Source organism: Microcoleus sp. LAD1_D3, from assembly GCF_036702135.1.
Taxonomy (GTDB): Bacteria; Cyanobacteriota; Cyanobacteriia; order Cyanobacteriales; family Microcoleaceae; genus Microcoleus.
In genome coordinates, this window is the sequence record NZ_JAUBSB010000003.1 from 183,185 (window position 1) to 202,632 (window position 19,448).

Here is a 19,448-nt window from a genome sequence, read left to right on the forward strand (position 1 = left end):
TATCATGGCAGGTTTGTATGCAGATGAACAATTCCCTCGGGTAGTAGTTGAATTACTTCGCGCTTTAGGTCACGATGTGCTTACTGTACAAGAAGCGAGTAATGCAAATCTGGGCATTCCTGATGAAGATGTCCTGGCTTTTGCTGTCACAAAGGAACGGGCAGTTTTAACACTCAATCGAATCGATTTTATTCGACTGCACGCTTCACAACCTAATCATGCTGGTATCATTGTCTGCAAAGACGATCAGCAGGACAGACAGAGGATGGCTACACGTATTTCGGAGGCTATTTCTAATGTGGAAACATTGAGAGGAATGCTGGTTCGAGTCAATCGTCCATCTCAATAAGTAACAGAGATTTAAAAAATTGGTAAATTGCGATCGCCCCAGCAGAGAGATTTCTCGATCGACACGGACGGCATTTTGTCAAGAGCCTTACGTTACTGGTGCAGTGCAGGCGATCGCACCAGTAACGTAAAATGTCTAAAAGCGGTCTTTGTAAAATAAATTTAGCCCCATGAGCGACGAACAGGAAAAAAAACAAATTTTGACTCAGCAACCGGAAACAATTTCCACTGCCAGCGATGAGTTCGATCGCAGTGAAATTGCCAGTGGCGATTCAACTTCCGCACCCCCAGAAACTCGCGCAGAAATTGTCGTGCCCAAAGATATTTCAGCGCCAATCGACGAGGCCGAAACAATTCCAATTGCCGCCGATAGCGCGCCGGAAACAACTCAACTTGCAAGTTATCCGCCTCCAACAATTCCAACTGCCAACCCCGAACCAAAACCAGCCCGATCTTGGCAAATCTTGGCAGTTTTTCTCAGCGGAATCTTAGTCGGTTCCGTCCTTAGTCTCGGCAGTTTGCTCGCGTGGAGAATGTATCAAGAAAGAGCGAACCTTCAAATCAAACTACCCGCTGACGTACCCCTCCCCGAAAGCCCTCCGCCTGTCGCCACAGCGCCCGCCAACCGCCTGCCCGGACTTCCCCCAGCCCCGGGAAATCGACTCCCCCCCACAATCCCTCCGTCGCCCCGTCCCACTCAAATACCCTCTCTGTCTGGCCTTCCGCAACTTGCTTCCCCCTCGCCGTCGCCGTTGCCTTCTCCAACTCCAACTCCCGCTGCGGTTGAAACCCCTGTAACTGAGCGAGTTTACTTTCAAGCCGGCGCTACGGGAACTATTCTGAGCAATAGTTTGCGAGCCAACATATCCAGGCGCTACTTACTGGAGTGCAATAGCGGCCAAAGCATGACAATAAATGTTCAAGAAGGTCAAGTTAGCGCAGCAATTATTGCTCCTAACGGTGAAAATTTAGGTACTGCTGATAGCACAGGTCCGTGGCAAGGTCAACTAGCGAGTAGCGGCGATTATACTATTGAAATTTCAGGCGATCGCCAAGCAAACTACCAAGTTAAGATTGAAGTCAAATAGCAACTATAATTGTATCAGGGGGTAGTTACACAATACATAAACCCGCCCTGGTTGCCAATTACAAATTACCCATTACTAATTACCAATGGTTGCACAAATATCTCCAAGCATCTACGAAGCAAAAACTCAAGAAATTGCCAAAGAAATACTGAAGGCAACTCAAGACAAAAAGCGATCTTTTTTCGGTCAACTCCAAGACCAAATGCGCTGGGACGACAAACTGATGGATTGGGCGATGGCGAGCCCCGGACTGCGGGTGCAATTGTTTCGATTTATTGACTGTTTGCCGGCACTCCGCAGCAAGCCGGAAATTGCCCGCCACCTGCAAGAATACCTGACCGCTGAAGAGGTAGAATTGCCCGAAGCTTTGAAAAAATTGCTCAATTTTACTAACGCTGATTCGATTCCTGGACAATTGGCTGCGACGACGGTTGCGCCTGCGGTGGAAACATTGGCACACAAGTATATTTCTGGGGAAAATATCAAGCAGGTAATTAAAACATTAGAGCGGCTTCGCAAAGATAAAATGGGTTTTACAGTTGACCTTTTGGGGGAAGCTGTCATTACTGAAACTGAGGCGCAAATTTATCTTAACCGCTATTTGGAATTGATGGCTGAACTCGCCAATGCAGCGAAGAATTGGCCGCAGGTAGATGCAATTGACAAAGCAGACGGCGAAACTCTGCCGCGAGTGCAAGTATCGGTAAAGTTAACGGCTTTTTATTCTCAGTTTGACCCTTTGGATGCTAAAGGTAGCGAGGAGAAAGTAAGCGAGAGAATTCGCCTGTTACTGCGCCGCGCGAAGGAGTTGGGATCTGCTGTTCATTTCGATATGGAACAGTATGCTTACAAAAGTTTAACTCTGACCATTCTCAAAGACTTATTGTTAGAAGAAGAGTTTCGCAGTCGCACGGATATTGGAATTACATTGCAAGCATATTTGCGCGACAGCGCCCAAGATTTGCAAAACCTGATTTCCTGGGCAAAAAAACGCGGAAATCCGGTAACGGTGCGGCTGGTAAAAGGCGCTTACTGGGATCAGGAAACTATCAAAGCGATGCAGAAAGATTGGCCGCAGCCGGTCTACAATGATAAAGTTGCTACCGATGCCAATTTCGAGCAGATGACGCAGTTGCTGCTAGAAAATCACGAATATTTGTATGCAGCTATTGGCAGTCATAATGTGCGATCGCAAGCGAGGGCGATCGCCATTGCCGAAACTCTCAATATACCGCGCCGCCGCTTTGAAATGCAAGTGCTGTATGGCATGGGCGACAAATTGGCTAAGCTTTTGGTCGATCGGGGTTATCGCGTTCGAGTCTACTGCCCCTACGGCGATTTGCTGCCGGGAATGGCTTATTTAATCCGCCGTTTGCTGGAAAATACCGCCAACAGTTCTTTCATCCGGCAAAGTTCCGAAGAAATGCCGATCGAACAATTGTTAGCCGCACCAGTTGCTAATGGCAATGACCAGCTAGTTTACAGCAAAGTATTTCCCAACGTTGCCGATACCGACTACGCCAATACCAAATTGCGGCAACAAGCAGAAACAGCCATCAAATCCGTGCGCGCCAGCTTAGGCAAAACCTATTTACCGCTAATCAATGGCGAGTACCAAAATACTGAAGCAACCGTTAACTCTCTCAACCCTTCCAATCCTACAGAAGTAGTTGGCACCATCGGATTGCTTTCCGAACAACAGGCCAAACAAGCCCTTGAAGCAGCAAAAGCAGCCTTCACAGGTTGGCGAAAAACCCCCGTCCGCCAGCGCGCCGGCGTCCTCCGCAAAGCCGCAGAATTGATGGAACAGCGGCGGCACGAACTATCAGCTTGGATGGTGTTTGAAGTCGGCAAACCTGTCAGAGAATGCGATGCCGAAGTTTCCGAAGCTATTGATTTTTGTCGCTACTACGCCGACGAAATGGAACGGTTAGAACAAGGGAAAAATTACGACATCCCCGGAGAAACTAACCGCTACAGCTATCAGCCACGCGGCATTTCTTTAATCATTTCACCTTGGAATTTTCCCCTCGCAATTCCTGTGGGCATGACAGTTGCATCCCTGGTTGCTGGTAATTGTACTTTGCTCAAACCTGCGGAAGTTTCCTCAGTAATTGCAGCGAAAATAGCCGAAATTTTGCTAGAAGCTGGAATTCCCAAAGGCGTATTTCAATACGTTCCTTGCAAAGGTTCAACGGTGGGCGCTTACATGGTAAAACATCCTGACGTTCACATGATTACTTTCACAGGTTCTCAGGAAGTTGGCTGTCAGATTTATGCCGATGCTGCGATTTTGCAGCCGGGACAAAAACACCTGAAACGAGTAATTGCGGAAATGGGCGGCAAGAATGCAATTATTGTCGATGAAAGTGCGGATTTAGACCAAGCAGTTGCAGGCGTAGTTTATTCGGCATTTGGATACAGTGGCCAAAAATGTTCCGCTTGTTCGCGAGTAATTGTGGTCGAATCGGTGTACGATAATTTTGTGGCAAGATTGGTAGAAGCGACGCGATCGCTCAATGTCGGCCCAGCAGAAAATCCCGGCACTCAAGTCGGCCCTGTGATCGATGCAAATGCCCATTCGCGCATCCGCGAATACATCGAAACAGGCCGCGCCGAAGCTAAAATAGCTTTAGAAATGCCGGCACCGGAAACCGGTTATTTTGTCGGCCCAGTCATTGTTACGGAAGTATCGCCCACAGCAACTATCGCCCAAGAAGAAATTTTCGGCCCGGTTTTGTCGGTGATTCGGGCAAAGAATTTCAGCGAAGCGATTGTGATTGCTAACGGCACTAATTTTGCTTTAACCGGTGGATTGTATTCTCGCACGCCTTCGCATATCGATCGAGCCGCATCCGATTTTGAAGTCGGAAACCTGTACATCAATCGCGGAATTACCGGCGCTGTGGTATCGCGCCAACCCTTCGGAGGATTCAAACTTTCGGGAGTTGGTTCTAAAGCTGGCGGCCCGGATTATTTGCTGCAATTCCTCGAACCCCGCACCATAACCGAAAATATTCAGCGGCAGGGTTTTGCGCCGATTGAAGGAGTAGATGATTAATCATTCCTTTGTTCGTAGTGAGGGCTGAAGTCCTCTCTCTGGCCGTTAAGTTAGTAGGGTGCGCCTAGCGCACCTTACGGGCGGGGTAACAGAAAAAATTTGTGCCAGATTAGCTAGTTATAAAATGGAATCTACCAAAGATCGCGATCGACTAAATTCTCACAACCCTTCACTTGACAAGTGGCTGCGATTTTTAATTATAGCCGTATTAGTCATAGGTATTTTATTTCGCTTCGCCAATCTCGATCGCAAATTTTACTGGATCGACGAAACATATACTTCTTTGAGAGTTTCGGGCTATACCGAAGCCGAAATAATCAAACAAATTTCGTACCAGAAAATAACCTCGCCTGCGGATTTACAAAAATATCAGCAGATAAATTCCGAAAAAACTTTAAGGGATACACTGAATTCTTTAGCAACCGAAGACCCCCAACACCCGCCGCTGTATTATGTACTAGCGCGATATTGGGCGCAATGGTTCGGCAGTTCAGTGGCAGCAATGAGAAGTTTGGCTGCCGTGATTAGCCTGCTAGTATTTCCCGCAATTTATTGGCTGGCTTGGGAGTTATTTGAATCTTCAGCAGTAGCGTGGATGGCGATCGCAATTTTCGCAATTTCTCCCTACCACATCCTATTTGCCCAAGAAGCAAGACAGTACAGTTTGTGGACATTAACTACTATTTTATCCAGTGCAGCCTTGCTGCGAGCAATGCGCTCTGACGAAAATCAAAATGCTGTCGCCCTCGTTCTTTCCTGGGCGCTTTATGCAGGCACAGCAACACTGGGATTGTACACCCACTTGTTATTTGTCTGCGTCGCTGCCGCCCACGCAATCTACGTCGCAGTTATTGCCAACTGGCGCGATGTGAAGACATTCATTTCCTATTACGTAGCAGCTTTAATCGCATTGATTGGCTTCATGCCTTCCCTGGTAAATACTGTTGAAAACTTCAATCAAGTTAGAAGCACAACAGCATGGGCCGAACAAACAAATTACTTAAGATTAGTTAGCAGGTGGGTTGGTTCCCTCAGCATAGCATTTTTTGATATAGGCATTGATGGAACTGCCAACGCCACACAACTAGCCTTGCTAATTCCAGTTGGTATCATGATTCTAGCTTTAGTCGGCTATGCCCTTTATTTTTTATGCCGACAAACACCAAAGCGAGTGTGGTTGATGGTATTGTTATTAATTGCAACAACTGCTTTGTTTTTAGCAGTACCTGATATAATGAAAGGTGGAAGACGATCGGGAAATCCGCGATATTTAGTTCCTTGTTATGTGGGAATTCAGCTAGCAGTGGCTTACCTGCTGTCTGCGAAAATTAGTAACAATTTGGAGAACTTCAAACAGCAAAAACTGTGGAAAATAGTTATAGTTGCAGTTTTTTCCGCAGGTATTATATCCGGTGGAGTTAGTTCTCAAGCAGATATTTGGTGGAATAAAGGCAGCGGTTGGTTGCGTGCCTTGGAAGTAGCTGCGACGGTCAATTCTGCTAGGAATCCCCTAATTATCAGCGATGCCAATATCGCACATATCATGCCTTTAAGTTATCACCTAGAACCAAAAGTCACACTGCTAATAGAACCCCGCTGTTACACTTCTTGCTACAAAAATCGAGAATGGGCAAAGAAAAAACCCCAACCCCCGCAAATTCCCGGCGGTTTCAGTGAGTTGTTTTTATACAGACCCTCCTCTACTTTGCGATCGGCAATTCAGCAACAAAACTATCAAATAAATCCGGCTGACACTAATGTCGAGCTTAATCTGTGGAAACTTACCAAAAAATAATCTAAAACATTAAGGCAAAAAACACGGGTTTGCTGCCAAAAAATGTATTATTCACTGGGAGATACTAACCCTAAACGGCATTTTTGGAAGTATGTCGCAAGTAGAGTTTGATAGGTTTGCTTTTCGTGGTAAGCTATAAGTTAAGAATCAAAAAATAACATCAAAAATCTCAAATGACAGTCACTGAAACCTCCAACATTCGTAAACTGCTGTGCGATCCAGACTTAGGGCTAATTCCTCACCTAGAAAAGTGCCTGAAAGACTTGCACTCATCTGCGATCGCCAACGGAGAGAAATTCAAGGTAGAACCTTATGATATAGAACTCACAAGCTGCCATACTCAGAAGCATCCCAACGACCAAAAACCCCTCGTCACGCAGTCAGTGTTAATAAAAGTTCCCCTGACTGGGAAAGTTGAAGACAAGATGCACCTATATCTGATCGCAACAGAGTTGCAAAACCAAATCGACTTCAAAATTATCGACTGGAGTGCCTTAGAACGCCGCCAATACGACATTCAGGGCATCCCCTTAAAGCAGCCGATCACCAAAATAGACGGCGAGATGAATTACGAGTTAGTATTCGATCGACCAAGCTACTGCTGCATCACCCTGTGCCGCCAATTTGACTTAACTTACGCCGCCAATTTTTAATGGGGCTTCTACGGGCGGGTTTCACCAACAATATTTAGGTTAATTAACTATCCATAAAACCCGCTCATATCCTATCCCACGGTAAACCCCTTGTACATTTTTCGCGTTCAATACAAATCAATGTTGATGTAGATTGTTAGTTATGTGGGGGCGGGTTTATGTAGATTGTTAGTAGCAATTGGATATTGTTGGTGAAATCCGCCCCTACCAAATCTGGTAACAGTATGTCAAGCCCATTACCAATTACCAATTATCAATTCCTATTACCAATTAATTCAAACAGCTCGATTCGCAGTTTCCGCAAGAATCCTCTTAATATCAGCAGGAGTCAGACTCGGATTAGCTTGCAACATCAAAGCTATCACGCCGGATATTTGTGGCACTGCCATTGAAGTACCCGCAAAATATCGATAGGGAATCCCCGGTTGAGAAAGCGGCACAGTTGAATAAACATCACCAAAATCCGCCCTACCACCGTCGCCGCCCGGAGCAACAAAATAATTAATAGTCTCCGTACCTGCCTGGTTAGAATAATCCGCAAACAAGCCATTTTGGGTAACACCACCGACAGCAATTCCTACCTCATTGGCAAACCGAGCCGGATAATCTGGTTGTAGGCGAGCATCATTTCCCGCCGCCGAAATCACGATCGCACCTTGAGCTTCAGCGACTCGAATAGCATCCAATTCTTGCTCATTCAACTGGAGGCCGCCCAAGCTTACATTAATTATCTTCGCTCCATTTGCCACAGCATAATTAATCGCATTAATTTCATCCCTAATTTTACCCTCCCCTGCCCCATCAAGTATTTTTAAAGGCATAATCTTCGCAGTCGGAGCCGTTCCAGTAATCCCAACCCCATCTCTTTTCGCAGCAACTAAACCCGATATATGAGTGCCGTGATTGTTATCGTCCATCGGGTCATTATCGTTGTTGACAAAATCCCACCCTCGGAAATCGTCAACAAAGCCATTGCCATCATCATCAACCCCGTTGCTAGCTTTATTGCGACCGATCGCATCAACACCGGTTTCCCCCGCATTGCTCCAAATATTCCCCGTCAAATCCGGGTGATTGTAGTCAACTCCGCTATCGATAACTGCCACGACAATTCCGTCTCCAGTCAACCCCTGGGCCCAAACCTCTGGAGCTTTAATTAAATCTCTGCCCCACTCGTCTCCGCCCAAGTCGGGAACATCAGGAAAAGTTGCAGTACCTTGAGCTTTAGCAACTGCCGCCGCTGCATTCACCAAACCGAACCCAAAACGAGAGTCAAAACCCTGCAAGTTGCTCGCATTGTTAGCAGAAACAGTTGCCGGGGTTGCAGACAGATTGAGGGAGAAAGTTGTACTGCCTTGGTATTGATAAATTCGGATAAAGTAAGTTCCTGCTGCTAAACCGTTGATGTCGATCGACTCCGGCGATAAATCCAATTGTTGAGAAGAAGCAATAATATCGGTGAAGTCAATAGAATTGTCGCCGTTAAGATCTTTAATTAATGCCACGTCAACATCCGCCGTCAAACCGCTGACAGTTAATTTAAAGTCGCTAGTAGCCGGCAAAGTAAAGCGGTAAAGGCCGTCTGGCCGGGCGTTGCTAACCGAGTCGGCGATCGTTTGAGTGCCGCCCAAAACGCCTAAATCGCGAGCTTGATCCAGTTGGTTGCCCAATACGGTAGTTGCAGAGATGAATGTAGAGGCGAGGTCTTGTGGAGATGCGTTGGCTACCAAGCCTAAAATAGCATTGGATTGGCGAATTTTAATTAATGTATTGGAAATACCGGGGGCGATCGATATTTCTTCGAGAATCAAGTCAGCTTCAGTAAGATTGTCAGTCAGTCCGATCGAATCCACAAAACTGTTAAAGTCAGTAATAACGTCTGCTGTCGCCGGATCGGAGACTGCTAAATCGCTGCGGAGGACAAAGGTATCTGGGCCCAAACCCCCTGTCAGCGTATCTTTGCCCGCATCGCCCACTAAAACGTCGCTGCCAGAGTCACCGTTGAGGGCGTCATCTCCCTTACCTCCCTCCAAGGTATCGCTGCCGGCATCGCCAAACAGGAAGTCGGCGCCGACACCACCGTTAAGCAAATCGTTGTCTGCGCCCCCTAACAGCGTATCGGAATTGCCACCGCCGAGAATGCGATCGTTACCATTATCACCGCTAATTATTTCGGCATCCGAGGAACCGACAATAAAATCGTTGCCGCCGAGGGCAAAAAATCCGTTAGGATAAGGAGTCAAAAAGCCCGGAGTCAAGGCGAAACTGTTGGGGCTATCATCTAAAAGATAGGAAAAACCGTCAGGGCTCGGGCCGGGCATAGAAATGTACTCCTAGTGAGGTATATCGATCTAAATTTTAGATTTTAAATTTAAGTTTGTGGTTAAAAACGCCCTAAATAGTCTGTAATGCGCGCATTACGCACAGTCTGTAGAGGTCTGCATAGGTTAGGTTAAACAGATTTATTCCGTCATATCATGCCGTGTAAATCAACCACAATTCCGCCTTACCCCCTCTAAAATATAAAATCTAAAACAGTATAACTTAATCCCAAATTCAAAATCGGGATCAGAAAATGGGAAAACAACACTTGCATCGAATTCAAAATTTTTTCAACATCGCGAAGTCGCATTTAAAGCCTTATTTGCGCTATTTGATTTTGGGCGGGACGTTTTTATTTATTGCCAAAGCGTTTTTAACTCACTGGCGAGAAGTGGCGAATATCCAAATTCGAGCCGAAAGTTTTCCGTTGCTGGCGATCGCCCTTGGCGTCACTTTATTTTCTCTAATTTTTGTCGGCTGGGTGTGGATGTTGATTTTGCGGGAATTCCGCCAACCTGTAACTGCGGCATGGGCGATTCAAGTTTTTCTCAAAACTAATATTGCCAAGTATTTACCGGGCAATATTTGGCATTTTTGGGGTCGAATATTGGACGCCAAAAAGGCAGGCATTTTCCCGAAAGCTGCTACTCTCAGCGTGTTGCTGGAACCGCTGCTGATGGCTTCTGCGGGCGTTTTGATTGGGTTGATTTGTTTTGACAAATTCAATTGGTTTTTGCGGATTGTCGGTTGTGCTGCTATTTTAACGGCGATTCATCCCCGAATTTTAAATCCGATCGTCCTATTTGTAGAGCGGTTGAAGTTATCAAAAAATAATGGGGAAAATTCAGAGGCTGAGGAGGCGGCGGGCGCGGGACTGAATTTTCGTGTAGACTCTACCTCCAATCTAGCTAAAAAAACATTGCCTGTCAAGTCCCGCCGGAAAATTAATTTGCCAATTAAACGCTATCCTTTAGTGCCGTTAATCGGACAAATGTGTTTCATCGGATTGCGGGGCTGCGGTTTTTTGCTAACGGTAATGGCTTTAACTCCGGTGGACTTTAGCAATATTCCCAACTTGTTTGGTGCTTTTTGTTTTGCGTTTGTTGTCGGTTTAGTTGTGCCGGGTGCACCGGGGGGAATGGGAGTATTTGAAGCAACGGCGATCGCCCTGCTGTCTGATCGCTTTTCTACGGGTATAATTCTGGGTGCGGTGGCTTTGTATCGGATAATTAGCATTCTGGCGGATGTTTCTGGTGCTGCTTTGGCAAAGCTCGATCGCCAGCGGGATCGGCGCAGTAAAAAACAGTAAAAAAAGGTGAATTTAAAACTAAATATTGTCGTGATTCTAGGGTGCGGGGCAGAAAATGTGAGATTATGTGCGATCGAACTACAAACCTGTTTAATTGCGGATGCGATATCAGATTAAAGCATTTTTTCCAGAAATTGCTTGGCGCGATCGCACTTCGGGTTACTAAAAAACTCCTGCGGTGGCACATCTTCCGCCACCTTTCCCCCATCCAAAAACAATATCCGGTGGGCGACTTCCCGCGCAAAACCCATTTCGTGAGTTACAATCGCCATCGTAATTCCCGTTTTTGTCAAAGCTTTCATCACATCTAACACTTCTTTAACCATTTCTGGATCGAGTGCAGAAGTCGGTTCGTCCATCAACAAAATTTCCGGTTCCATAGCCAAACAGCGGGCGATCGCCACCCGTTGTTTTTGTCCCCCCGAAAGCTTAGAAGGATAAACGTCCGCCTTATCTGACAAACCCACTTTTTCCAGCAATTCTAACCCCTTCAGACGCGCCTCATCCTTAGCAACCTGCTTCACCTTTACAGGCGCATAGATCACATTTTGCAGCACAGTCATGTGCGGGAACAAGTGGAAATGCTGAAAAACCATCCCCACTTTCTGGCGGATTTTCATAATATCTGCCTTCGGCAAAGTAATATCCACCCCGTCAATGTATATCTTTCCGGAAGTGGGAATTTCCAGTAAATTCAAACACCGCAAAAAAGTAGACTTGCCGCACCCCGAAGGGCCGATAATGGCAATCACTTCTCCTTTATGAATCTCAGTAGTTATCTCGCGCAAAACCTTCAGATTGCCAAAAGATTTATACAGGCGATCGACCTTAACTGCTACTTTGGAGTCTACGTTCGAGTACATTGGCCCCCCAAGTTAAACTAAGCACCATCAAATAATAAATTGCGCCGACAAATATCAAAGGTTCAAAGTAAATATACTTTTCTGCTCCCACAATTGTAGCGCGGCGCAGCAAGTCTTCTACGCCAATTACTGAAACTAAAGCTGAATCCTTCAGCAAAGCAATACTTTCATTCACCAATGCAGGCAAGATGTTTTTCAACGCTTGCGGCAAGATAATATCGCCCATCATCAGTTTGTAGGGAACGCCAAGGGATTCTGCGGCTTCTTTTTGACCTTTATCTACGGCTTGAATTCCCGCGCGGATCGTTTCGGAAATATAAGCCCCAGAATTGAGGAAAAAAGTAATGACGCCAGCTTGCAGCGCCGATATATTATAGCCCGTAAGCTGCGGCGTTGCAAAATAAACTAAAGTCAACTGCAAAATTAGCGGTGTTCCGCGAAAAATTGAGGTGTAAGCAGTGGCAAACCAAAACAGCGGTTTAATGCTAGAAATCTTAAACAGAGACAGCACGATTCCCCAGATAAATCCGAGAAATGCCGACAGCAAGGTAAAAGTTAGCGTTACCCAAATCCCGGACAAAATATAAGGCAAACTCGGCAAGATTTTGCCAAAATCTAACCCGAAGTTGGGCGCTACCGCAGGCTGATTTGCTTGAGCAGGTTCTTGCGGAATTGGTCGAGAAAACCACTTAGTAGCTAGTTCCTTAATTTGACCGCTGGCTTTCATTTGCTGGAGGACTCGGTTGAATTCTGGAACTAATCTCGAACCTTTCGGAAAGGCGATCGCCGAACCGCTTTCTTCAGTATTCGGGATTGTGTTAAATTCCAAGTCCGGGTTCGCTGCTGCATAACCCGTAGCAACAGTATCCTCGATCACTCCCGCCGCGAGGCGGTTCGATTTAATTTCTTGAATGATGTCAGGAATCCTATTGAGAGGGGCCAGTTGCACCCCGGCCATTTTTTTCACAGCTTCCTGCTGAATGCTTCCGAGTTGAACACCTACTTTTTTCCCGGCTAAATCTTCAGCTTTGGTCAAATTGCTGCCTTTATTGGCGACAATTGTATTTTGAGCTTCGTAGTAAAGGTCAGAAAAATCAACATTTTTTTTCCTTTCTGCTGTGGGAGTCATTCCGGCCATTACAAAATCGGCTCTTCCAGCCTGCAAAGCGGGAATTAAGCCGTTAAAATCCATGCCAATTACTTTCAGTTCGTAGCCCAATTTTTTAGTAATATATTTGGCAATATCGATGTCAAAACCGATGATTTCGTTGCCGCTAACAGCCGTATCTTTAAATTCATAGGGCGGGTAGTCTGGGGAAGTCGCCAGTGTTAAAGTCTTGTTGGCTTGGGCGTAACTGGCGATCGCAATTAAACAAAAGGCGATCGCGATCGCCGCCGCCAGCATTGATTTTAATTTTAAAGGTTTCATATCGAACATTGTCCTAAAAAATCCCCTCGCCCCGAAAACATACCACAAATCGGAATCAAGTCACCATTGTAAAGGAAGATATGCTCCTGGACGCACGGGTTGCCATAAACCGGGTTTGATGGACAAACAAACTGCATAGTTAGCCTTCAACAATGGTAAAAAACCCGGTTATAACGGTATTAATGCGCCTGGGCATAAAGATAGATAATTGTGCCACTAAGTTATATTTAAAAAATGTCCTAAATGCACAATTTTTAACATTTTAGAAAGTAAAGCTTGTCCGCACAACTCCCACCCATGTTGTACCGTTGTCCTATTTGCGATCGGTATTTCTAATCATCCAGCATATTCCATCTATATGTGGTACAAAATATTCAGTAGATAAGAGCAAAAAATGCGATATTACTTCTAAGCCACCGGGAACGATCGAGTGGGAGTAATACCATTGTCGATTATTGATTTTCGATTTGGAGAGATGCCGTCTGTAAGTCCTGTGTTAATTACAGGACTTACGCAGAAAATTTATAGTCTAAGAGTCAACTGTCAACTGTCAACTGTGTGGAATAGTGTTGCAAAAATGCTTCCAGTTCTGTCCGTCCTTGTTGGGTAATTGAGTTGTAGAAGACTTCTTTTTGTCCATTGGGAGTGTAGAAACGATAGAAGCGTCGATCGAGATCGATTTGTCGCAGGTATACTAAGGGAACGCCAACAGATGCAAGGAGTCGGGCTTTTTTGCGATCGCGCACCTGCACCTCTGGGCGATCGTGCCAATGAGATTGACATTCTATCACCAGTTTAGCTTGGCGACTAGCACAATAGCCACGTTCCATCAAGGCGAGATCGACTCTGGAACTCACCCAAAATTTCCAAAGTTCAATGGGAAGACGGGTGAAAGTTTCGGGACGGGAACAGATGATTTCTAGGGGAACTTGGGGACAGTAACGGAAGCGATCGCCTAAAATCATCTCTAGAATATCGATAGCGATCGTTTCTAACTCGTTGATAATTTCTCCGCTTTGGAATTGGGGAAATGAAGACAAAGAATTGTCACAGTCAAAGGCGTATAGCATGAGTTTTATTTCCGATTAGGGTTAGTGGGAATTAAAGGGGTTGTAGATGACTGTCCAAGCGTTTGCACCAAGAGCGGTGGCAGTCCAAGCGCCCTTCTGGTAAGGTTTGCCTTCTTTCCGAGCGCGGTAGAGAGTTGTGGTGAATACCTCCAGCAGTTGTGCGGCTCTATGGGTTGTGCAGGATTGCTCAATTACAGTTGGTTGGGATTGGAGTTTTACCCTTCTCTTTTTGTTAAGGGAGTCGAGGGGAGCGGGTGGCTCGTCTGGGAAAAGGCTGAGTTGGAAGGCTGTCATAAGCTGAACCTTTGAGTGTTAATGATTCAAGCCTATTGGAGTCAACTCGATTTCTCCAGAGCAGATTGGTGAAGATCGTAAAGTTCCCCAAACTTCCCCGATCTTTGCTGTCAGCAGCGTTTAGAAGCGGTTAATCTAGTAGCAATACAAATGAACGGACTACATCAATGACTCGAAGACGCAAATCCCGCAGTGTGCAGGCTACTGAAGAAGGAATCAGAATACTTAAAGAATCCAAAGCTGCTAATCGTGACAGTGAAGGGCGGCGTCTGACGTTTGAGCGTATTGCAGAGAAAGCAGGTGTAGATCAAAAGACAGTCAAGACCTTCTTATACGGTGGTGGAGTCGATCCGGAGTCTGCGTGGGCGATCGCTGAAAAGGGTTTTGGCTTAAAAGTGACAGATATTGTCGGTATCGAGGCGTGGAACCAGGTTTGTTCAAAGTCAAAATTACCAAAGCTTGGGCATACAAAAGGATTAGAAAATACAGTCTTAGCAACTCAGAGCAGTCTCGAACATCACAATAATATTCCTCGCAGTGGTGCTGTTGAGTTTGTCGGTCGCACGGAGCAACTTTCAGAATTGCACCAACTTCTGGAAAAAAACAATCAGGTAGCAATTGCGGCGATCGCTGGTATGGGCGGTGTTGGCAAAACTGAACTCGCGATCCAGTATGCTCAAGGTCATGCAGAAACATACAAAGGCGGTATTTGTTGGCTGTATCCCAAACGTGGAGAGATCGGAGTTCAAATTGTCGAGTTTTCGATCGCGCATTTTCCAAACTTCACCTTACCCAATGGATTGACATTAGCTGGTCAAGTACAATTCTGCTGGCAACGTTGGGCTGAAGGTCAGGTGTTAGTTGTTATTGATGATGTTGCAGATTACAGACAAATTAAGGCTTATTTACCATCTGAATCTCGCTTCAAAGTGTTGATTACAACGCGGGAAAGGCTTGGTAAACCGCTTGCTCGTCTAGATTTAGATGTGCTGAAGCCGAAAGCAGCTCTAGCTCTGCTGAAGTCTTTAGTTGAGCGAGAAAGGCTAAAACGAGAGCCTTGGGTTGCTAGAAATTTATGCAAGTGGCTTGGTTATTTGCCTCTAGGATTGGAATTAGTAGGGCAATATTTGGCACAAGATGAAGATTTATCTTTAGGAGAAATGTTGCGACGATTAAAGCAGAAACGTCTAAGACATTCAGCCTTGAAGAATCCAGAACCAACAATGACGGCTCAACTAGGAGTTGCCGATGCTTTTGAGTTGAGTTGGGAACGCCTAAATGATGCTGAGCAGAGGTTAGGCTGTCTTCTGAGTTTGTTTGCTCCAGCGCCCATTCCTTGGAAACCCAATGAATTACAGCTTGCAGTGAGTGAAAAAGATGCAAAAGCCATAAAAGAAGCATTAGAATCTCAAAGAATTACTCAGGAAATACTGGAAGAATTGGAAAACTCCCTAGAAGCGACAGAAGAAGCTAAAAATAAGCTTGTTCGATTGAATTTACTTCAGCCTTGCGGTGAGGGAATTTATCGGTTTCATCAACTTATCAGAGAGTTCTTTCGGCAAAAGCTAGAGGCACTACCAGAGGCAGAAGAACTGAAATTTTACTTGGTAGGATATATAGCAGCATTGGCGAAACAGATACCAGATTCACCAAACCACTATGAAATTAACATTATTTCTCCTCTTATTCCTCATATAAAAGAAATCGTTAAAGAGATGAGTCAATATCTTAGCGACTCAGACTTTGGATATCCTTTTACTCTATTAATTTCTTTCTATGAAAATCAAGGTCTGTACGCTTTAGCTGCTGATTCGTGCCAATTTTTTATAGAAAAGCTACAAACTCGTTTTCCAGAAAATCTTTTTTCTGTGACTGTTGGCAAACAAAAATTAGCAAGACTTTATATGTTGCAAGGCTTTTATAAAGAAGCAGAAATACTTTTTGAAACTGTTTTATTATTTTTCAAAAAATATCTGGATGCCCAACATTTATGGCTAATAACTATCCAACACGAGCTTGCGTTAGTTTACATTTTCCAAAATCGGTTTAACGACGCCGAAAAATCATTACTAATCTGCTGGAAAAAAATCGTAAATAATTCCGAATTAGATGGTTTTGATGCCGAGGAAAAATTTCAAATACACGAAAATATTAGCGAAGATCAAACACTGGCATTTATACCTATTTTACGTCAGCAAAGTTGCCCAAATAAAAGCATTGATATACTGATTACGGTTTCAAATACTTTAGGAAAAGTGTATAAAGACCAGGGTCGCTATAATGAAGCTGAATCTCTACTTGAAGAGAGCTTAGATATTGCTAAAAATTTATTAGATAATAACCATCCAGCAATAGCTGCGTACAAAAATAATTTGGCATCTCTTTACAACGTTCAGGGAAAATATAGACAAGCTGAAGTTTTATTTATGGAATCTCTAGATATTATTAAAAACTTGTTTGGAGAGTATCATCCTGATGTAGCTTCTGTTATCAACAGTCTAGGAAATGTCTATAGATCGCAAGAAAATTACAATAAAGCTGAATCTTTTTTCAAGCAAGCTTTAGAAATTAGGAAAAATTGTTTATCCGAAAATCATCCAGACTATGCTGTTAGTCTCAACGATTTAGGACTACTTTACACAGAGCAAGTTCGTTATACAGATGCAGAACCATTGCTTTTAAAAGCTTTAGAAACAAAGGAGAAATCGGTGGGAAAGAAGCATTTAGATTATGCTATGAATTTGAATAATTTAGCGATTGTATACTTTTACAAGGATCAACTTAAAAAAGCAGAGTTATTATATGTAGAATCTTTACAAATAACAAGAGAAATTTTAGGAAAAGATCATCCTGATGTTGCTTCTAGTTTTCATAATTTAGCAGACTTGTACTGCCGACAAGGGAAATTTGACGAAGCAGAGGAGTTATGGAAGAAAGCTTTCAAAATTGCTTTAAAGACTTGCGGGCCGGATCACCCTGATACTATCCAGTATCAAATATTACTGGCAGAGCTGCCTTATATTCGCACAATTCCTGCTGAATCTATACAAAAGATGATAAAGGCTTTTCCTGGAAGATTTGCATTAGCAGATCTAGAATCAAAACTTAAAAGAAAATCAAAAGAGAACCGTAAAGCTCAAGGATTTAGAAACCAGAGGCAACCTCGTGCTTCAATCATTGAGGGTATTAGTAGTAAGGATATTTTTCCAACTCCAGAGTAGTTGTACAATTTAGTTCCAGTAGCTCAAAAAATATTCTCGCAATTAAGTGAGTTAATTAAACAGCAAGCTGTTAAGGGTTATCAGCAATTGGGGAAAGGAATTGTCTTAATTGAAGTACAAAGATCGTATGATGAACTGACTGTGGCCTATGTAACACAAAATAATTGTATAAAGGCGTCCCAAAATGCTCCAAGTGAAATGTGGGATTCAATTCTGATGTTTTTGGAAATGTATAATCCAAAAGATTACTTTATTGTGCTGATTGTAGATCCATTAGAACATCCTGGCTCGAACACTTGTCATCACTATATGATGCCCCTATAAACTAAAGTTTCAGTTTTTCAACTGAAAATGATTAAGATTGAAGGTTGAGATGTAGATCTGCGTTATCTGGTTCGGTGGTAAGAGAGCGATCGCACTCACACCCCCAAATCCAACTCGATCGAAACATTTCTTCATCTTTCTCTGAATTAAGAGAATCGTCGGCTAAAACAGAGTAGGAGAATTTCCGCTACGATCGAGAGTAGATAGGCTAGCACCAGATAAAATAAAGTAAAAATTCCATCCGCACTACCCGTTGAGATGGCTGCGAGCTCTCGGTTCAAAAGTGGAGATTTTGCTACCTTGGCATTTGCGGGGGGAAATGGCTACAGAAATTCAAAATACTTGGAATTTATACAAATAGAAAGACAGAAATCGACGACAGCCGATCGATCTATTGTGGAAAACTTGCCGATTTCTGTGGAAAACCCCCCTTTTCCTGTGGAAAACTGTAACTAAATTAAGTGCGATCGCTCTAACGCGATTGATAGCATTTAAAAAATTGGAGGAATAGCGGTAAGTAAAAATACTTTCCCGATTCTTCAATTAATCCGTGTATCCGTGTCAAAATCACTGGTTGTGCCTTCATTTTTCAGAATCGTAGCTAATTTGGTCGGAATGGTAAGCCGGCGGCTCAACGTGAATTAAGATGCGTACAGGGCTGAAACGTTCTTCCAAACGGGCTTCTACTTCTTCTGTAATCCGGTGAGCTGTTTCTACATCGACAGCATCGACAATCATGTGCATATCAATAAATACTTGACGCCCTACAACGCCACGGGAGGCGATCGAGTGACAGTTGACAACCCCTGGTACATCGATCGCGATCGCATGAATAACTTCCGGTGCGATCGCCATTTCATCCACCAACCAAGGCAGATTTTCTGTTAAAACCTTCCAACCGCTGCTAAATACCAAAACAGCCACAGGAAAAGACAAAAACACATCCAGGGATTGTAATTGAGGTATGTTCCAAACCTGCCCTTGCCAAACACCAATCAACCCGGCGATGACCATAATTGTCACCCAAACATCGCTCATCGTGTGCTTAGCGTCAGCCACTAAAATCGCGCTACCGAGACGTTGACCAACTCTGCGCTCGTAAAAAGTGACAAAAATATTAATCCCCAGTACAATCAGCAAAATCCACAATTCATTTGGCGATATTTTGACAACTTTACCCCCGTTAATCAGCCTTTGGACAGCACCGCTGATAATTTCAAAACAGGCAATTCCCAGAAAAGCAGCAATTCCCAGAGCTCCGAGAGCATCAAATTTTTGGTGTCCGTAGGGATGATCGCGATCGGGCTGCGGGTTAGCATAATGATTAGTTACTAATCCTAAAATATTATTAGCGCTGTCCGTAACACTGTGCAAAGCATCTGCTAGCAAACTGAGGGAACCAGTCAGCCATCCCACGGCTGCTTTTATTGCCATCACCAGCAAATTTAGCAATAAAGTAATTATTAAAACCTTGCGGACTTCGGAACGGTTATCGGCAACCATAAAATCTCCTCACTCGGCCGTCAAGTTTTCTGGTTTCTAGTTTAAAGCTTATCAAGTCATAAAAGGTTAAAAGTATTGCTGAATCTAGCTTGCGACTAGATTTATATTCATTAATTTAGCCTAGCTTCTTGAGACAATTTTTAATTAATAGCAGTTTCGCTGCCCAAT

15 protein-coding genes are annotated in these 19,448 nt (G+C 44.2%); 9 read left to right on the forward strand and 6 right to left on the reverse strand.

The genetic code is table 11. From position 1 onward, the window contains the following. Positions 1 to 4: 4 nt before the first annotated feature. From QUA74_RS02735 to QUA74_RS02755, 5 genes are all read left to right on the forward strand, one after another. Positions 5 to 349, forward strand: coding sequence for a DUF5615 family PIN-like protein (locus tag QUA74_RS02735; protein ID WP_172190526.1), 345 nt, complete (start codon positions 5 to 7; stop codon positions 347 to 349). 169 nt (positions 350 to 518) lie between these two features. Then, positions 519 to 1,436 (forward strand): hypothetical protein, encoded by a 918-nt coding sequence (locus QUA74_RS02740; protein ID WP_333324709.1) that lies wholly within the window; start codon positions 519 to 521, stop codon positions 1,434 to 1,436. Positions 1,437 to 1,521: 85 nt separating this feature from the next. After that, positions 1,522 to 4,497, forward strand: coding sequence for an L-glutamate gamma-semialdehyde dehydrogenase (pruA, locus tag QUA74_RS02745; protein WP_333324711.1), 2,976 nt, complete (start codon positions 1,522 to 1,524; stop codon positions 4,495 to 4,497). A 124-nt stretch (positions 4,498 to 4,621) separates the two neighbouring features. Further along, positions 4,622 to 6,292: a glycosyltransferase family 39 protein gene (locus QUA74_RS02750; protein WP_333324713.1), complete on the forward strand. Its 1,671-nt coding sequence runs from the start codon at positions 4,622 to 4,624 to the stop codon at positions 6,290 to 6,292. A 173-nt stretch (positions 6,293 to 6,465) separates the two neighbouring features. Then, a complete protein-coding gene (locus tag QUA74_RS02755; protein WP_333324715.1) occupies positions 6,466 to 6,945 on the forward strand; it encodes a hypothetical protein in 480 nt (159 codons plus the stop codon). A gap of 275 nt (positions 6,946 to 7,220) precedes the next feature. Here QUA74_RS02755 and QUA74_RS02760 read toward each other — a convergent pair whose 3' ends face one another. After that, positions 7,221 to 9,266 carry a S8 family serine peptidase gene (locus QUA74_RS02760; protein WP_333324717.1) on the reverse strand — a complete coding sequence of 682 codons (2,046 nt, stop codon included), beginning with the start codon at positions 9,264 to 9,266 and terminating at the stop codon, positions 7,221 to 7,223. A 254-nt stretch (positions 9,267 to 9,520) separates the two neighbouring features. Between QUA74_RS02760 and QUA74_RS02765 the strand changes: the two genes are divergently transcribed. After that, entirely contained in the window at positions 9,521 to 10,576 is a 1,056-nt protein-coding gene (locus tag QUA74_RS02765; protein WP_333324719.1) for a UPF0104 family protein, read from the forward strand. Positions 10,577 to 10,689: 113 nt separating this feature from the next. On the opposite strand, the gene QUA74_RS02770 is transcribed toward QUA74_RS02765, so the two are convergent. The 4 genes from QUA74_RS02770 to QUA74_RS02785 form a co-directional block, all read right to left on the reverse strand. After that, positions 10,690 to 11,439 (reverse strand): amino acid ABC transporter ATP-binding protein, encoded by a 750-nt coding sequence (locus QUA74_RS02770; RefSeq protein ID WP_333324721.1) that lies wholly within the window; start codon positions 11,437 to 11,439, stop codon positions 10,690 to 10,692. After that, positions 11,405 to 12,868, reverse strand: a complete 1,464-nt coding sequence (locus QUA74_RS02775; RefSeq protein ID WP_333324723.1) for an ABC transporter substrate-binding protein/permease — start codon at positions 12,866 to 12,868, stop codon at positions 11,405 to 11,407. Before QUA74_RS02775 ends, QUA74_RS02770 begins: the two co-directional genes overlap by 35 nt. 536 nt (positions 12,869 to 13,404) lie before the next feature. After that, positions 13,405 to 13,938, reverse strand: a complete 534-nt coding sequence (locus QUA74_RS02780) for a DUF2726 domain-containing protein (RefSeq protein WP_333324725.1) — start codon at positions 13,936 to 13,938, stop codon at positions 13,405 to 13,407. Between the two features lie 21 nt (positions 13,939 to 13,959). Further along, a complete protein-coding gene (locus QUA74_RS02785) occupies positions 13,960 to 14,232 on the reverse strand; it encodes a hypothetical protein (protein ID WP_333324727.1) in 273 nt (90 codons plus the stop codon). Between the two features lie 167 nt (positions 14,233 to 14,399). Here QUA74_RS02785 and QUA74_RS02790 point away from each other — a divergent pair, with 167 nt between their 5' ends. The 3 genes from QUA74_RS02790 (at position 14,400) to QUA74_RS02800 (ending at position 18,233) form a co-directional block, all read left to right on the forward strand. Continuing rightward, positions 14,400 to 17,453 carry a tetratricopeptide repeat protein gene (locus tag QUA74_RS02790; protein ID WP_333324728.1) on the forward strand — a complete coding sequence of 1,018 codons (3,054 nt, stop codon included), beginning with the start codon at positions 14,400 to 14,402 and terminating at the stop codon, positions 17,451 to 17,453. Beyond that, entirely contained in the window at positions 17,454 to 17,777 is a 324-nt protein-coding gene (locus tag QUA74_RS02795) for a hypothetical protein (RefSeq protein ID WP_333324730.1), read from the forward strand. A gap of 258 nt (positions 17,778 to 18,035) precedes the next feature. Continuing rightward, complete coding sequence (locus tag QUA74_RS02800) at positions 18,036 to 18,233, forward strand: hypothetical protein (protein ID WP_333324731.1); 198 nt, start codon at positions 18,036 to 18,038, stop codon at positions 18,231 to 18,233. A gap of 126 nt (positions 18,234 to 18,359) precedes the next feature. On the opposite strand, the gene QUA74_RS02805 is transcribed toward QUA74_RS02800, so the two are convergent. Further along, on the reverse strand, positions 18,360 to 19,280 hold the full coding sequence (locus QUA74_RS02805; protein WP_333324733.1) for a cation diffusion facilitator family transporter: 921 nt from the start codon (positions 19,278 to 19,280) through the stop codon (positions 18,360 to 18,362). Between the last annotated feature and the right edge of the window lie 168 nt (positions 19,281 to 19,448).

Coding starts and splice junctions, on each gene's coding strand:
- QUA74_RS02735 (WP_172190526.1), top strand. CDS start 5: ATGGCAGGTTTGTATGCAGATGAACAATTCCCTCGGGTAGTAGTTGAA.
- QUA74_RS02740 (WP_333324709.1), top strand. CDS start 519: ATGAGCGACGAACAGGAAAAAAAACAAATTTTGACTCAGCAACCGGAA.
- pruA (WP_333324711.1), top strand. CDS start 1,522: ATGGTTGCACAAATATCTCCAAGCATCTACGAAGCAAAAACTCAAGAA.
- QUA74_RS02750 (WP_333324713.1), top strand. CDS start 4,622: ATGGAATCTACCAAAGATCGCGATCGACTAAATTCTCACAACCCTTCA.
- QUA74_RS02755 (WP_333324715.1), top strand. CDS start 6,466: ATGACAGTCACTGAAACCTCCAACATTCGTAAACTGCTGTGCGATCCA.
- QUA74_RS02760 (WP_333324717.1), bottom strand. CDS start 9,266: ATGCCCGGCCCGAGCCCTGACGGTTTTTCCTATCTTTTAGATGATAGC.
- QUA74_RS02765 (WP_333324719.1), top strand. CDS start 9,521: ATGGGAAAACAACACTTGCATCGAATTCAAAATTTTTTCAACATCGCG.
- QUA74_RS02770 (WP_333324721.1), bottom strand. CDS start 11,439: ATGTACTCGAACGTAGACTCCAAAGTAGCAGTTAAGGTCGATCGCCTG.
- QUA74_RS02775 (WP_333324723.1), bottom strand. CDS start 12,868: ATGAAACCTTTAAAATTAAAATCAATGCTGGCGGCGGCGATCGCGATC.
- QUA74_RS02780 (WP_333324725.1), bottom strand. CDS start 13,938: ATGCTATACGCCTTTGACTGTGACAATTCTTTGTCTTCATTTCCCCAA.
- QUA74_RS02785 (WP_333324727.1), bottom strand. CDS start 14,232: ATGACAGCCTTCCAACTCAGCCTTTTCCCAGACGAGCCACCCGCTCCC.
- QUA74_RS02790 (WP_333324728.1), top strand. CDS start 14,400: ATGACTCGAAGACGCAAATCCCGCAGTGTGCAGGCTACTGAAGAAGGA.
- QUA74_RS02800 (WP_333324731.1), top strand. CDS start 18,036: ATGGCTGCGAGCTCTCGGTTCAAAAGTGGAGATTTTGCTACCTTGGCA.
- QUA74_RS02805 (WP_333324733.1), bottom strand. CDS start 19,280: ATGGTTGCCGATAACCGTTCCGAAGTCCGCAAGGTTTTAATAATTACT.